The sequence below is a fragment of the Pseudomonas sp. MT92 genome, from assembly GCF_058792515.1.
This window is the reverse complement of record NZ_JBXAFA010000001.1, coordinates 316,378-330,257: the sequence shown is the minus strand read 5'-3', so window position 1 is coordinate 330,257 and position 13,880 is coordinate 316,378. Positions and strand designations below refer to the sequence as shown.

General features: G+C 61.4%; 11 protein-coding genes and 1 pseudogene. 6 read left to right on the top strand and 6 right to left on the bottom strand.

Annotation, left to right across the window (positions count from 1 at the left end):
* Nucleotides 1-38: 38 nt before the first annotated feature.
* Entirely contained in the window at nucleotides 39-854 is an 816-nt protein-coding gene (locus AC1Q6D_RS01555) for an HDOD domain-containing protein (RefSeq protein ID WP_177329364.1), read from the bottom strand.
* A 228-nt stretch (nucleotides 855-1,082) separates the two neighbouring features.
* Here AC1Q6D_RS01555 and AC1Q6D_RS01550 point away from each other — a divergent pair, with 228 nt between their 5' ends.
* From AC1Q6D_RS01550 to ilvD, 3 genes are all read left to right on the top strand, one after another.
* Nucleotides 1,083-2,279, top strand: coding sequence for a class I SAM-dependent rRNA methyltransferase (locus tag AC1Q6D_RS01550; protein ID WP_103402828.1), 1,197 nt, complete (start codon nucleotides 1,083-1,085; stop codon nucleotides 2,277-2,279).
* 204 nt (nucleotides 2,280-2,483) lie between these two features.
* On the top strand, nucleotides 2,484-3,686 hold the full coding sequence (locus tag AC1Q6D_RS01545; protein ID WP_103402829.1) for an MFS transporter: 1,203 nt from the start codon (nucleotides 2,484-2,486) through the stop codon (nucleotides 3,684-3,686).
* 259 nt (nucleotides 3,687-3,945) lie between these two features.
* Complete coding sequence (gene ilvD / locus AC1Q6D_RS01540) at nucleotides 3,946-5,787, top strand: dihydroxy-acid dehydratase (RefSeq protein WP_103402830.1); 1,842 nt, start codon at nucleotides 3,946-3,948, stop codon at nucleotides 5,785-5,787.
* Nucleotides 5,788-5,841: 54 nt separating this feature from the next.
* Here the strand turns inward: ilvD and AC1Q6D_RS01535 are convergent.
* Both AC1Q6D_RS01535 and AC1Q6D_RS01530 read right to left on the bottom strand, forming a co-directional pair.
* Nucleotides 5,842-5,934: pseudogene (locus tag AC1Q6D_RS01535) on the bottom strand (outer membrane lipoprotein carrier protein LolA); the annotation flags it as partial.
* 35 nt (nucleotides 5,935-5,969) lie between these two features.
* Entirely contained in the window at nucleotides 5,970-7,025 is a 1,056-nt protein-coding gene (locus AC1Q6D_RS01530; RefSeq protein WP_103402831.1) for an HAD family hydrolase, read from the bottom strand.
* Nucleotides 7,026-7,265: 240 nt separating this feature from the next.
* Between AC1Q6D_RS01530 and AC1Q6D_RS01525 the strand changes: the two genes are divergently transcribed.
* Nucleotides 7,266-8,657 carry an L-cystine transporter gene (locus AC1Q6D_RS01525; protein WP_103402832.1) on the top strand — a complete coding sequence of 464 codons (1,392 nt, stop codon included), beginning with the start codon at nucleotides 7,266-7,268 and terminating at the stop codon, nucleotides 8,655-8,657.
* Between the two features lie 122 nt (nucleotides 8,658-8,779).
* On the opposite strand, the gene AC1Q6D_RS01520 is transcribed toward AC1Q6D_RS01525, so the two are convergent.
* Nucleotides 8,780-9,292 carry a dihydrofolate reductase gene (locus tag AC1Q6D_RS01520; protein WP_103402833.1) on the bottom strand — a complete coding sequence of 171 codons (513 nt, stop codon included), beginning with the start codon at nucleotides 9,290-9,292 and terminating at the stop codon, nucleotides 8,780-8,782.
* Between the two features lie 102 nt (nucleotides 9,293-9,394).
* Between AC1Q6D_RS01520 and AC1Q6D_RS01515 the strand changes: the two genes are divergently transcribed.
* Both AC1Q6D_RS01515 and AC1Q6D_RS01510 read left to right on the top strand, forming a co-directional pair.
* Nucleotides 9,395-10,765, top strand: coding sequence for a DUF2868 domain-containing protein (locus tag AC1Q6D_RS01515; RefSeq protein WP_103402834.1), 1,371 nt, complete (start codon nucleotides 9,395-9,397; stop codon nucleotides 10,763-10,765).
* Nucleotides 10,758-12,122 carry a GTPase/DUF3482 domain-containing protein gene (locus AC1Q6D_RS01510; protein ID WP_047534616.1) on the top strand — a complete coding sequence of 455 codons (1,365 nt, stop codon included), beginning with the start codon at nucleotides 10,758-10,760 and terminating at the stop codon, nucleotides 12,120-12,122. Before AC1Q6D_RS01515 ends, AC1Q6D_RS01510 begins: the two co-directional genes overlap by 8 nt.
* Nucleotides 12,123-12,160: 38 nt before the next feature.
* On the opposite strand, the gene AC1Q6D_RS01505 is transcribed toward AC1Q6D_RS01510, so the two are convergent.
* Together AC1Q6D_RS01505 and AC1Q6D_RS01500 are read right to left on the bottom strand one after the other, a co-directional pair.
* Complete coding sequence (locus tag AC1Q6D_RS01505) at nucleotides 12,161-12,718, bottom strand: phosphonate degradation HD-domain oxygenase (RefSeq protein WP_103402835.1); 558 nt, start codon at nucleotides 12,716-12,718, stop codon at nucleotides 12,161-12,163.
* Entirely contained in the window at nucleotides 12,718-13,851 is a 1,134-nt protein-coding gene (locus tag AC1Q6D_RS01500; RefSeq protein WP_103402836.1) for a TIGR03364 family FAD-dependent oxidoreductase, read from the bottom strand. The genes AC1Q6D_RS01505 and AC1Q6D_RS01500 overlap by 1 nt, the downstream gene beginning before the upstream one ends.
* Nucleotides 13,852-13,880: the final 29 nt, after the last annotated feature.

The following is a 13,880-nucleotide window of genomic DNA, read 5'->3' as shown; positions in this document are numbered from 1 at the left end:
TCTCGAATCGGGCGCTCGATAAGAAGAAGGTCCGACACTCAGCGGTGAGTGCCGAGATCGCGAATGGTCTGCTTGAGGGTTTCGAAGTCGTAGTCCGACAAACCGACGTAATCGAGCACCAGATGCCCGATGCTGTTCCATTCGTGGTCTTCGGTCTGGTTGCCCAGCACGCGGTAGGACGCACAAATGTGCTCGGCCATCTTCAGGATCGCCAGCAGGTTTTTCAACGTGCTGTTGCGCGACGATTCATCGCTGAAGATCGCCAGGGCATTGTGATGGTTGGCAATCGCGGCCGTCACGTGTTCTGGCAGGCGCCAGGACTTGGCCGTGTAGTAACCGACCACCGCGTGATTGGTGTTGAACGCTTTGTTCTCGGTATCCACCACCCGGCACTCGGGGCCGGCATTGGCATAGGCCTGTTCCAGTACGCCCATGTAGTCAGGGAAACGCTGGAGCATCAGCGGTACGCCACAGTCGTGGAACAAGCCCAGGGCATAGGCTTCATCGCCAGCCTGGGTGCCGGTGCGCTTGGCCAGGGTCAGGCAAGTCATCGCCACGTCCTGGGCCGTATCCCAGAAACGGTTCAAGGTGACGATGGTTTCATCGTTCATCTCACCCTTGATCGACTGGGCGTTGATCAGGTTGATGATCGAACGGCTGCCCAGCAGATTCACCGCGCGCTGGATCGAGGCGATCTTGTTCGTCAGGCCGTAATAAGGCGAGTTGACGATTTTCAGCAACGAGCCGGAGAGGCCTGGGTCCTGGGAAATCAGCTTCGCGATCACCTCCAGATCCGGGTCCGGCATGTACTGCTCCATCTGCAAATCCACCATGATCTGCGGTTGAGCGGGCACGCTTATGCCTTGCAGGGACTGTTGGATCTGTTCGGGAGTCAGCTCTTGGGACATAAGTACACACTCAGGGTCAGGCGCAGATTCTAGCGTCTAAAAGCGGGATTCGACATGACAAATCGAGAGACAGGGCTTTATCGCGAGCGGACAGCCCCCTCGCCGCATGTCTACCGCTGACCCTGCATCCGTCCCAACACGCTATACTCCCGCTCTTTTTTCTGGAGCGACGTCATGTCCCTGCCTAGCCTGCGCCTCAAAGCCAACGCCGACCGTCGTCTGCGCAACGGTCATTTGTGGGTCTATAGCAACGAAATCGATGTAGCGGCGACCCCTTTGCACGGTTTCAAGGCCGGCGACCAGGCGATCCTCGAAGCCGCAGGTGGCAAGCCCCTGGGTATCGTGGCCATGAGCCCGAACAACCTGATCTGCGCCCGCCTGCTGTCGCGCGACATCAAGCTGCCGCTGGACAAGTCCCTGCTGGTGCATCGCCTGAACGTCGCCCTGTCGCTGCGTGATCGCCTGTTCGACAAGCCTTTCTATCGCCTGGTCTACGGCGACTCCGACCTGCTGCCAGGTCTGGTGGTCGATCGTTTCGGCGACATCCTGGTCGTACAGATCGCCTCGGCGACCATGGAAGCCCATAAAGACGACGTGATCGCGGCCCTGACCCAAGTGCTCAAGCCAAGCGGCATTCTGTTCAAGAACGACTCCGCTGCCCGTGATGCCGAAGGCCTCAATCGCTATGTCGAAACCGTCTTCGGCCTGGTGCCGGAGTGGGTTGCACTGGAAGAGAACGGCGTGAAATTCAAAGCGCCGGTCATCCAGGGCCAGAAAACCGGCTGGTTCTACGACCACCGCATGAACCGCGCACGCCTGGCGCCTTATGCCAAGGGCAAGCGCGTACTGGACCTCTACAGCTACATCGGCGGCTGGGGCGTGCAGGCTGCAGCCTTCGGCGCCAGTGAAGTGTTCTGCGTCGATGCGTCGGCCTTCGCCCTCGACGGCGTCGAGCGCAACGCCGCGCTGAACGGTTTCGCCGACAAAATGACCTGTATCGAAGGCGACGTCTTCGAAGCCCTGAAAGAGCTGAAAGCCAGCGAAGAACGTTTCGACGTGATCGTGGCCGACCCGCCGGCGTTCATCAAACGCAAGAAAGACATGAAGAACGGCGAAGGCGCCTACCGTCGCCTGAACGAGCAAGCCATGCGCCTGCTCAGCAAGGACGGCATCCTGGTCAGCGCTTCGTGCTCGATGCACCTGCCCGAAGATGACCTGCAGAACATCCTGCTGACCAGCGCCCGCCACCTGGATCGCAACATCCAGATGCTCGAGCGCGGCGGCCAGGGTCCGGATCACCCGGTACACCCGGCCATTGCCGAAACCCGCTACATCAAGAGCATCACCTGCCGCCTGCTGCCAAACAGCTGACAACCCCCCCTGTAGGAGCGAGCTTGCTCGCGAAAAACGCAAAGACACCGCGGGCAACCAGACACACCGCGTTATCGTTGACGTTCATCGCGAGCAGGCTCGCTCCTACAACAAACTCAGAAAGGGCCCACGCCCTTTCGCATTGACTTGCTTCTTCATCAAATCAATTCTCGTTCCCCCCTCACGGAACGAGCGCGTTGATGTATGCCGCACGCCAATGACGCCAACGAAAAGCCGTTAATCGTCCTGCTGCTGATGACCATGACCCTGCTGGGCGTATTCCCGCTGGACGTGGTTCTCCCCTCCTTTCCAGACCTGTCAGCCTCCTTCCGGATTTCGCCTTCCGAGGCAGCCCTGTCTGTCAGCCTGTTCGCCGTCAGCCTGGCGTTCTCCGTGATGCTGGTTGGCCCACTATCGGACATGTGGGGCCGCAAGAAGCTGTTGTTGGGCGGTATCGCCATCGCGGCCATTGGCGCGGCGGGATGCGCGGTTTCCAGCGAATACCGTTGGTTCCTGGGTTTTCGCGTGGTCCAGGCAATCGGCTGCGGGGCCTTCTCGCTGTCACAGGCACTGGTGCAGGATTTGTTCGAAGGCCATGAAAGGCAGCGACTGAGGATCTGGATGGTGACCGCCAGTGGCGTATTCATTTCGATTTCGCCGCTGCTCGGGACCTGGCTGCAATTGCAGCTTGGCTGGCAAGGCAGCTTTTACGTATTTGTCGCACTGGCCGTTTCAGCAGGGTCAAGCGCCTGCTGGCTGCTCAAGGAGCCCTCGGGTATCCGCACCGCTTCGCACGGCGGATTTTTCAGTGCCTACTGGCATGTCTGCTCGAATGCACGCTTCATGGCTTACTGGCTGATTTCGGCCCTGGCCTTCGCCTGCCATTTTTCGTTCATCGTGACGTCACCCACTATTTTCATGGAACACTTGGCCCTCTCACCCTATGAATACGCCTGGACGCTAATGCTGTACGGCGTTGCGTACGTGGGCGGCGGCGCAGTCGCCAACGCCTTGCAAGAACGCCTGCGAGGGCATACGCAGATCGTTGTTGGCCTGGGGCTGATCGCGGTTTCGGGTGTGCTGATGCTGTGGCTGATTCGCCACTTCGGCCTGTCTGTCGCTGCCGTGCTGGCATCCATGCTGATCTGCACCATCGGGACCACCATCACCAGGCCAGTCGTCAATAACAAGGCGATGAGCATCCACCCGCAATACGCCGGAACCTCGACTTCGGTCGGTGCCGTGCTGATCTTCATGGGTGGCGGCGTCATCAGCTTGGTGATCAATCTCGTGTCCGGGGACCTGACCACGACACTGGCCATTGGTTTTCTGACATTGAGTCTTGCGGGCCTTGGCCTGAATGCACTGATCAACCACAAGAATCAAAGGGCGCTGGACGGTGTATGACACCTGCCGGTCGTCATCCCGCACGCTCCGTATATGCCGGATCAACGCTTCACGGCATTCCCTCCTGACGCCAGCCGTGTAGAATCGCGACATTCATCGCCAGTCATCCCCCGGCGGGTTTATGAGCTCAAGCTGAAGCGCGCGGCGATCCCGCAAAGTTTTCGGCAACTTCCGGACACACGGCCATTTCTGAGTGTTCCAGACGTCAATAGAAGCTCACTTCCCTTTTGATACCTGATTTAGCCGCCCGGAGTGCTTCATGCCTGATTATCGCTCGAAAACATCCACCCACGGCCGCAACATGGCCGGCGCCCGCGCACTGTGGCGCGCAACAGGGATGAAAGATGACGACTTCAAAAAGCCGATCATCGCCATCGCCAACTCCTTCACCCAGTTCGTACCGGGCCACGTGCACCTCAAGGACCTGGGCCAACTGGTCGCCCGCGAAATCGAACGCGCTGGCGGTGTGGCGAAAGAATTCAACACCATCGCCGTCGATGACGGTATCGCCATGGGCCACGACGGCATGCTGTATTCGCTGCCGAGCCGCGAGATCATCGCCGACTCCGTCGAGTACATGGTCAATGCCCACTGCGCCGACGCGATTGTCTGCATCTCCAACTGCGACAAGATCACCCCTGGCATGCTGATGGCGTCCCTGCGCCTGAACATCCCGGTGATCTTCGTTTCCGGCGGCCCGATGGAAGCCGGCAAGACCAAACTCGCCTCCCACGGCCTCGACCTGGTCGACGCCATGGTGATCGCCGCCGACTCCAGCGCTTCTGACGAGAAAGTCGCCGAGTACGAGCGCAGCGCCTGCCCGACCTGCGGTTCGTGCTCCGGCATGTTCACCGCCAACTCGATGAACTGCCTGGTCGAAGCACTGGGCCTGGCACTGCCAGGCAACGGTTCGACCCTGGCCACCCACAGTGACCGCGAGCAACTGTTCCTGCAGGCCGGCCGCACCATCGTCGAACTGTGCAAGCGTTGCTACGGCGAGAACGACGAGTCGGTATTGCCGCGCAACATCGCCAACTTCAAGGCGTTCGAAAACGCCATGACCCTGGACATCGCCATGGGCGGTTCCACCAACACCATCCTGCACTTGCTGGCCGCTGCCCAGGAAGCCGAGATCGATTTCGACCTGCGCGACATCGACCGTCTGTCCCGTCACGTGCCGCAACTGTGCAAGGTCGCGCCGAACATCCAGAAGTACCACATGGAAGACGTGCACCGTGCCGGCGGGATCTTCAGCATCCTCGGCTCGCTGGCCCGTGGCGGCCTGCTGCACACCGACCTGCCGACCGTGCACAGCCGCAGCATGGAAGAAGCCATCGCCAAGTGGGACATCACCCAGACCACCGACGAAGCCGTGCACCACTTCTTCAAGGCCGGCCCGGCAGGCATCCCGACCCAGACCGCCTTCAGCCAGTCGACCCGTTGGGAAACCCTGGACGACGACCGTGAAAACGGCTGCATCCGCAGTGTCGAGCACGCCTACTCGAAAGAGGGCGGCCTGGCCGTGCTGTACGGCAACATCGCGCTTGATGGCTGCGTGGTGAAAACTGCGGGCGTCGACGAGTCGATCCACGTCTTCGAAGGCAATGCGAAGATCTTCGAAAGCCAGGACAGCGCCGTACGCGGCATCCTCGCCGACGAAGTGAAGGAAGGCGACATCGTCATCATTCGCTACGAAGGCCCGAAAGGCGGCCCGGGCATGCAGGAAATGCTGTACCCAACGTCCTACCTGAAATCCAAAGGCCTGGGCAAAGCCTGCGCCCTGCTCACCGACGGCCGTTTCTCCGGCGGCACCTCGGGCCTGTCCATCGGCCACGCTTCGCCTGAAGCGGCTGCCGGTGGCGCCATCGGCCTGGTGCAGGACGGCGACAAAGTGCTGATCGACATTCCGAACCGCTCGATCAACCTGTTGGTCAGCGACGAAGAACTGGCCGCGCGCCGGGTCGAGCAGGACAAGAAAGGCTGGAAGCCGGTGGAAGTGCGTCCACGTAAAGTGACCACGGCCCTGAAAGCCTATGCCCTGCTGGCGACCAGTGCCGACAAGGGTGCTGTGCGTAACAAGGCGATGCTCGACGGGCTGTAAGGCTTAACCGTCGAACAAAAAAATACCCCGCCAAGTGCGGGGTATTTTTTTGGGCAACACACGATCAACTGTAGGAGCGAGCTTGCTCGCGAAAAACCTGAGAGCACCACGGGGTGTCAGGCTTCCAGCGTTATCGTTGACGACCATCGCGAGCAGGCTCGCTCCTACAGAGAAGCAAATCCTTACTGGATTTCCTCAGGTTTGACGATCACCCAGTTCTTGTCCGCCGTCACCGCCAGCCCTTCCTTGGCCTGGGCCGCCGCGTTTTTGGCCATCATGCCCTGGATCTGGGTCATGTATTTATCCTTGCGGTTGACCCACAAGTGAATGCCGCCCTTGGCCACGTCGACCCCGTGGAACAGCATGTAGCCGTCACTTGTCGGGGTGTCACCGCCGACCAGCACCGGTTTTTTCCACTCGTCGATGTAGGTCAGGATCGCCGCGTGCTTGCCGGCCATCCAGGTCGCAGGTGTCCACAGGTACGGGGTCAGTTCGAGGCCGAGGTTGGCTTTCTCGTCATACTTGCCGGCGGTGATCTGCTTGCGCGCGGTGGTCAGTTCGCCGGTCTTGCGGTCCTTGAGCAGCGTGGTCACGCCGATCACGTTCTGCGGCTTGACGTTGTAGCCGTACTTCGGGTCGGCAGCGACCATGCGCACCAGTTCTTCGGAGGCGGCGGTCATCACGTAGACCTCGATGCCGTTCTCCATCAACTTGTTGTAGAGCTCTTTCTGGCCGGTGAAGATTTTCGGCGGATTGACGTCGAGGTTCTTGACCACGTCGCCATCGTAGTAAGTGGCCGGTACCGGTTTGCCGGAGGCCATCATCTCGTCGACATAGCCCTTGAGTTCTTGCAGCGTGAAGCCCGAGAACACCTGGGCAACCCATGGGTAGCAAACCATGTCGTCGACTTCGCAGAGGCGATAGTAGTAGCTGAACAGGCTTTCCTTGTGGTCGGCGGTGTCCTTGAACGGCATCAGTTTCAGGGAGGGATCAAGGGTCTCGCGGGTGATCAGACCCTTGTTTTCCATGAACGGCAGCAAGGACTCTTCGAGGTCGTAGCGGTAACTGGTGTTGTCCATGTCAAACACCGCGTAGTTACCCTTGTTGGCATTGGCCGCGATCATTGCGTCCAGTGCCTTGGCCTGATCGGCAGGCCAGTGTTTAAGATCCGTTGCAAACACTTGGCCCGCGAGGCCCAGGCAAAGTGCTGCTGCCAGAAATTTCGGTGCGAACTTCATCGGCATTTCTCCCTGATAGAAAGACATCGACGCTAACAAATAACTGTGACAGTCCTCGTCTGTCAGCGACCGCCAACGTACCTATCGCGCCAGTTGCTTCTCCGAGAGCGACACGCGCTTATTCCAAAAACGACAGTTACGAGATGTTTTTGATATTAATTCATTAGATATCAAGCTGTTAGGCTTGCCGGTTCGCAGCTGCCCCGCAAGGCAGTTGGCACATGTCTAATGGGAGTTCCAATGAATCTGCCGCTGATTCTGAATCTGGTGGTGTTCCTCGCCCTGCTCCTGGGCCTGGCACAAACCCGCCGCTCCAACTGGAGCCTGGCGAAAAAAGTCTTGCTCGCACTCGGCCTGGGCGTGGTATTTGGCGTAGCCCTGCACGCTGTCTACGGAACCGGTAACCCGGTGCTCAAAGCCTCGATCGGTTGGTTCGATCTGGTGGGCAATGGTTATGTGCAGTTGCTGCAAATGATCGTGATCCCGCTGGTGTTTGCCTCGATCCTCAGCGCCGTGGCCCGTCTGCACAATGCTTCGTCCCTGGGAAAAATCAGCGTCCTGACCATCGGCACGCTGCTGTTTACCACCGCCATCGCGGCGCTGATCGGCATCGGCCTGACCAACCTGTTCGGCCTGACCGCCGAAGGCCTGGTTGCCGGCACCCAGGAGTTGGCCCGCCTGCAAACCATCCAGACCGACTACGCCGGCAAGGTCGCCGACCTGAATGTGCCGCAGCTGTTGCTGTCGTTCATCCCGCAAAATCCGTTCGCCGATCTGGCGCGGGCCAAGCCGACATCGATTATCAGCGTGGTGATCTTCGCCGCATTCCTGGGGGTCGCGGCGCTACAACTGCTGAAGGATGACGTGGAAAAAGGTCAGAAAGTGATCAATGCCATCGACACCCTGCAAGCCTGGGTGACGCGCTTGGTACGCCTGGTCATGAAGTTGACCCCGTACGGTGTGTTGGCGCTGATGACCAAGGTGGTCGCCGGCTCCAACCTGCAGGACATCATCAAGCTCGGCAGTTTCGTGGTGGTGTCCTACATTGGCCTGGGCCTGATGTTTGTGGTCCACGGCGTGCTGGTGTCGGCCGCCGGGATCAATCCGCTGCGCTTTTTCCGCAAAATCTGGCCGGTGCTGACGTTCGCGTTCACCAGCCGTTCGAGCGCGGCGACGATCCCGCTGAGCATCGAAGCGCAGACCCGTCGCCTGGGCATTCCACAGTCCGTCGCCAGTTTCGCCGCCTCGTTCGGTGCGACCATTGGCCAGAACGGCTGTGCCGGCCTGTACCCGGCGATGTTGGCGGTGATGGTCGCGCCAACCGTGGGCATCAATCCGTTGGACCCGTTGTGGATCGCGACGCTGGTGGCGATTGTGACGCTGAGTTCGGCCGGGGTGGCCGGGGTGGGCGGTGGCGCGACCTTTGCCGCGCTGATCGTGTTGCCGGCGATGGGGTTGCCGGTATCACTGGTGGCGTTGCTGATTTCGGTCGAGCCGCTGATTGATATGGGGCGCACGGCGTTGAACGTGAGCGGTTCGATCACGGCCGGAGCGATTACCAGCCAGGTGATGCAACAGACGGATAAAGCGTTGCTGGATGCCGATGAGCACTCGGCGTTGGCGCACGCTTAAATGCTTTAGCGTCTGATCTGGCCTCATCGCCAGCAGGCTGGCTCCCACAGGGATTTTGGGTGTTCACACATTCTGTGTTTCACCTCAAACCCACTGTGGGAGCCAGCCTGCTGGCGATGCTTTTAGGCTTTTTCCCAGACTTCGAAGCTGTACGCCGGTTTGTCGCCTTCGGCCGGGTTCGGCACATTGGACACCAGCTTCCACTGGTTCAAATCAAACGCCGGAAACCACGCGTCTCCCTCCGGGCTCAACGCCACACGCGTCAGGTACAGGCGATCGGCCTGCGCCAACCCTTGCGCATACAACTGCGCGCCGCCAATCAGCATCAGCTCATCGACGCCTTGTGCCTTCGCCCATTCCTCGGCGCGAACCACAGCGGCCTCCAGCGACGGATAGACTTCCGCGCCTTCCAGCACCAGATCGGCCTGACGGCTGACCACGATGTTCAAGCGGCCCGGCAACGGACGACCGAGGGAATCCCAGGTCTTGCGACCCATGATGATCGGCTTGCCGAGGGTAGTGGCCTTGAAGTATTTGAAATCCCCTGGCAAGTGCCAGGGCATGCTGTTGTCGACGCCGATCACACGGTTTTCACCGAGGGCTGCGATCAGGCTGAGGGGGAGTGATTTAGTCATGCCGGCGAGGATACCAGAGGCTCGACTTCTCGCAACGTAGCCCCCCCCGACAAGCGCCACAGCGGTTATGCTCACGACTCAATCTAAGCGACGGGATGCCGCGTGACTGAACTGAATACCCTCTGGCTGACAGAAACCATCCGCCTGCGCGAAGCGCACGCCGGCCCTCTGGAGGATCTGGAAGCCAATCGCCTCGCCCGCAGCGCCGGCGGTGACTTGCCGACACGCATTCAACGCCGCGCCCTGTGGCTGGCCGAGCGCGATGGCCTGAGCGACGCGCTCAAACACTGGCTGCAAGGTGCGCGGCTGGCACTACTGGTATTGGCCGTGCTGGCCGTGATCAGTGGCGCCGGTCTGGCGTTTGCCGCCCTGGGTGACGGCCAGATGCCGGTCAATGTGTTCTGGGCCTTGGGCAGTTTGCTCGGACTGAACCTGATCCTGCTGCTGAGCTGGGCGTTGGGCCTGGTGTTTGCCGGCGAACATGGCGCCAGCCTCGGGCGCTTGTGGCTGTGGCTCAGCGAAAAGCTCGCCCGCGACGCCAAAGCCGCGCAACTGGCCCCGGCCCTGATCCTGATGTTGCAACGACACAAACTCAATCGCTGGGCCATCGGCGTCCTGGTCAACAGCTTGTGGTTGCTGGCGATGCTCAGCGCGCTGGTGATTCTGCTGACGCTGTTGGCGACCCGGCGCTATGGCTTTGTCTGGGAAACCACCATTCTCGGCGCCGATACCTTTATCACCGTGACCCAGGCCCTCGGTGCGCTGCCGTCCTTGCTCGGGTTCAGCGTGCCGACCGTGGAAATGATCCGCGCCAGTGGCGATGCCGCATTGAACATCGAAAGCGCCCGCCAGGCCTGGGCCGCCTGGCTGGTGGGCGTGCTGCTGGTCTACGGCGTTGTGCCGCGCCTGCTGCTCGCCGGGTTTTGTCTGTGGCGCTGGAAAACCGGCCAAGCGTCCTTGCACCTGGATTTGAACCTGCCCGGCTATGCGCAATTGCGCGAACGCTTGATGCCAACCAGCGAACGCCTGGGCATCAGCGATGCCGCGCCCGAGCAACTGCATCGGGTCGAAAGCGGTGTCAGCGACCAGCAAAGCGATGGCGCGCTGTTGGTGGCCATCGAACTGGACGACCAACGTCCGTGGCCGCCGCCACTGCCGAAGAATGTGAGTAACGCAGGCATCCTCGACAGTCGCGAGTCGCGGCACAAACTCCTCGAACAACTCGGCCGTTTCCCGCCTGCGCGCCTGGCCATCGCTTGCGATCCACGGCGTTCGCCGGATCGCGGCAGTCTGGCGCTGATCGCCGAACTCGCCCGCAGTGCCAGCGCCACGCGCGTCTGGTTGCTGCAAGCACCGCCCGGTGAGGCGCTGGACGCCGAGCGCCTTGGCGACTGGCACGTCGCGTTGCAACAACTGGAGCTGCCCTTTGCCGATTGCGCACCGCTCAATTGGCTGGAGACGGGTCATGACTAAACCGCTGAAGCTCGCCGTCGTCGGCCACACCAATGTCGGCAAGACCTCATTGCTGCGCACCCTGACCCGTGACGTCGGCTTTGGTGAAGTGTCCCATCGCCCCAGCACCACGCGACACGTCGAAGGCGCGCGCTTGTCGGTCGACGGCGAGCCCTTGCTCGATCTCTACGATACTCCTGGCCTGGAGGACGCCATCGCCCTGCTCGATTACCTCGAACGCCTGGAGCGCCCCGGCGAACGCCTCGACGGCCCGGCCCGGCTGGCACGCTTCCTCGAGGGCAGCGAAGCACGACAGCGTTTCGAACAGGAAGCCAAGGTGCTGCGGCAATTGCTGGCCTGCGACGCCGGCCTCTATGTGATCGATGCCCGCGAGCCGGTGCTGGCCAAATACCGCGACGAACTGGAAGTGCTGGCCGGTTGTGGCAAACCGCTGCTGCCGGTGCTGAATTTTGTCAGCAGCGCCAACCACCGCGAGCCGGCCTGGCGCGAAGCCCTGGCACGCCTCGGCCTGCATGCGCTGGTGCGTTTCGACAGCGTCGCACCGCCCGAGGATGGCGAACGCCGACTCTATGAAAGCCTCGCGCTGTTGCTCGAACACGCCCGCCCGCAGCTGGAGCGCTTGATTGCCGATCAACAGGCTCAACGCCGGGCACGCCAGCAGAGTGCGGTGCGCTTGATCGCCGAGTTGTTGATCGACTGCGCTGCGTGCCGACGCAGCGTGGCCAGTGATGCCGAACAGGAACAACAAGCCATCGGCGAATTGCGCAAAGCCGTGCGTCAACGGGAACAGCGCTGCGTCGAAGCCTTGCTCAAGCTCTACGCTTTCCGCCCACAGGATGCGGCGGCCAGCGATCTGCCGCTGCTCGATGGTCGCTGGGGCGATGACCTGTTCAACCCCGAAACCCTCAAGCAATTGGGCGTGCGGGTCGGCGGTGGAATCGCAGCCGGCGCCGCCGCTGGAGCTGGGGTCGATTTGCTGGTCGGCGGCCTGACCCTGGGCGCAGCGGCACTGGCCGGGGCCATCGCGGGGGGTGCCCTGCAAACCGCCCGCAGTTACGGCAGCCGGTTGTTGGGCAAGATCAAGGGGCAGCGCGAACTGACTGTCGATGACAGCGTGCTGCGATTATTGGCGCTACGCCAACGGCAGCTGCTGCAAGCGCTGGACGCACGAGGGCACGCGGCGATGGACAGCATTCAAGTGGCCACACCCCAGGACAAGACCTGGCGCGAGGGCAAACTGCCGGAAGCCTTGAACAAGGCGCGGGCCTATCCGCAGTGGTCGTCGCTCAATCCCCATGGAAAGTTGAATCAGGCGGAGCGGCAGGAGCAGATCGAAGTCTTGGCAAAAGATTTATAGCGTCTGGTCTGACGCCATCGCGACTCGGTGCCAACGGTTTACGCCGCCAACAACCGCGATGCCTTGTCCTTCAATACCGCCAGATCAATGACCGGCACATCTATCTCCTTGGCCTGTTCATCCCAGTGGCGCATGCGCAGGCTGATTTCGCACAGAGGATCCCGTTCAAACGCCTCAGCCTGCGCCTCGGTCATCACCCCGCCCTGATACTCCAGCGTCCGGCGACTGGCTTCGCTCAAGCGCTCGTAGTACCCCGGCTCCTTGAGCGTCAGATAACGCTTGGCCTGAACGTGATACTCCACCAGGCGCGCCATGCGCTCGCTGAAGCCAGCACTGCGCAAGTAATCGGCGCCCAACCGTTCATGGCTGACCACGCCGAAGCCGCCCATGTTCTCCGCGTCTTCGCTGCAGATATGCCCGATATCGTGAAAGAACGCCGCCAGCACCACTTCGTCATCGAAGCCTTCGGCCAGCGCACACTGCGCGGCCTGGGACATGTGCTCGATCTGCGACACCGGCTCGCCGATGTAATCGCTGTCGCCAAAGCGCTCGTACAACCCGAACACTTCAGCGATCACTTGCTCATGACGCGCCATCAGATTTCTCCCAGAACAGTGGCCACGTTGCGCTCGGCCATCGCGGGCCCGACGCTCATGCCGACGCCGGTGTGCATCAACACCACACTCAGACCATCAGCCGGGCGCAGGAACGAAAACGGCCCCGGCCCCCGTGAACCATAGACACCCTGCCAGCGCTCAACCACTTGCACCTTACAGCCCAGCGTCTGCTCAGCCAGGCCGATCATCCAGTCGTCGACCTGCTCGGCATTGAAGGGCGATGGATCGCGGCCGTAATGATGGGAATCGCCGATGATCAGCTCGCCATAAGGCGTCGGGCTGATCAGCAGGTGAATGCCGTTTTCGTGCAGATGCGGTGCGTCCCGCAGGATCTCCGCCCGCACCGCCGCGGCTTCCGGCAGGTCGGAGAAGGCGCCGTAATGCACGCCACTCAAACCGGTGAGCAAGGCGTGTTGCAGGTTCAGGTTGATTTGCGGTCGGGCGCGGAGCATTTGCAGGCGGCAGATTTGCGGATCGAGCTCGGCGATCTGCTCGGCCAGCAAGGTCTGATAATCGTGGCCGGAACAGACAATGATCTGCTCGGCACTGAAGCTGCCGGCCGTGCTGTGCAAGCGACCCGGCTCGATATCACGCACCAGCGTGGAAAAGTGGAACTCGACGCTCAGGTCGCGGCGCAGGAAATCGATCAGCGCCGGAATCGCCTCGCGCGAATACAGTTGCTGGTCGTCCATGCCGTGCAACGCGGCGCGGTGGTGGCGAAATTGGCCGCCGTACAGATCACGCAATGCAGCACCGCGCAGCAATTCGACGCGGTAGCCGTGTTCAACGGCGCGGCCCTCGCAGAAGGCTTCAAGCAACTGTTCTTCCGCCTCGGTGCGGGCGAACAGGTACGAGCCATTGCGCTTGAGTTGCAGGCCGGCGAGTTGCGCCCAGTCACCCCAGATGCCGCGACTGGCGCGGGCCAGCTCCAGCATCGGACCCGGCGGTTGGCCGGTGACCAGGGCCTGGCCGAAGTTACGCACCGAAGCACCGACCGGCGTTTCGCTGCGCTCAAAAACGGTGACCTTGAGACCGCGTTTGGCGGCGGCGTAGGCGTGGGACAAACCCAGGATGCCAGCGCCGACGATCAGCATGTCGTTGTGTTGTGTCATGTAGATTTTCCCTGAATGGGAGACCGCTA

Excerpts from the sequence above, each read along its gene's own strand:
- AC1Q6D_RS01550 (WP_103402828.1), top strand. The coding sequence starts at position 1,083 with ATGTCCCTGCCTAGCCTGCGCCTCAAAGCCAACGCCGACCGTCGTCTG.
- AC1Q6D_RS01545 (WP_103402829.1), top strand. The coding sequence starts at position 2,484 with ATGCCGCACGCCAATGACGCCAACGAAAAGCCGTTAATCGTCCTGCTG.
- ilvD (WP_103402830.1), top strand. The coding sequence starts at position 3,946 with ATGCCTGATTATCGCTCGAAAACATCCACCCACGGCCGCAACATGGCC.
- AC1Q6D_RS01530 (WP_103402831.1), bottom strand. The coding sequence starts at position 7,025 with ATGAAGTTCGCACCGAAATTTCTGGCAGCAGCACTTTGCCTGGGCCTC.
- AC1Q6D_RS01525 (WP_103402832.1), top strand. The coding sequence starts at position 7,266 with ATGAATCTGCCGCTGATTCTGAATCTGGTGGTGTTCCTCGCCCTGCTC.
- AC1Q6D_RS01520 (WP_103402833.1), bottom strand. The coding sequence starts at position 9,292 with ATGACTAAATCACTCCCCCTCAGCCTGATCGCAGCCCTCGGTGAAAAC.
- AC1Q6D_RS01510 (WP_047534616.1), top strand. The coding sequence starts at position 10,758 with ATGACTAAACCGCTGAAGCTCGCCGTCGTCGGCCACACCAATGTCGGC.
- AC1Q6D_RS01505 (WP_103402835.1), bottom strand. The coding sequence starts at position 12,718 with ATGGCGCGTCATGAGCAAGTGATCGCTGAAGTGTTCGGGTTGTACGAG.
- AC1Q6D_RS01500 (WP_103402836.1), bottom strand. The coding sequence starts at position 13,851 with ATGACACAACACAACGACATGCTGATCGTCGGCGCTGGCATCCTGGGT.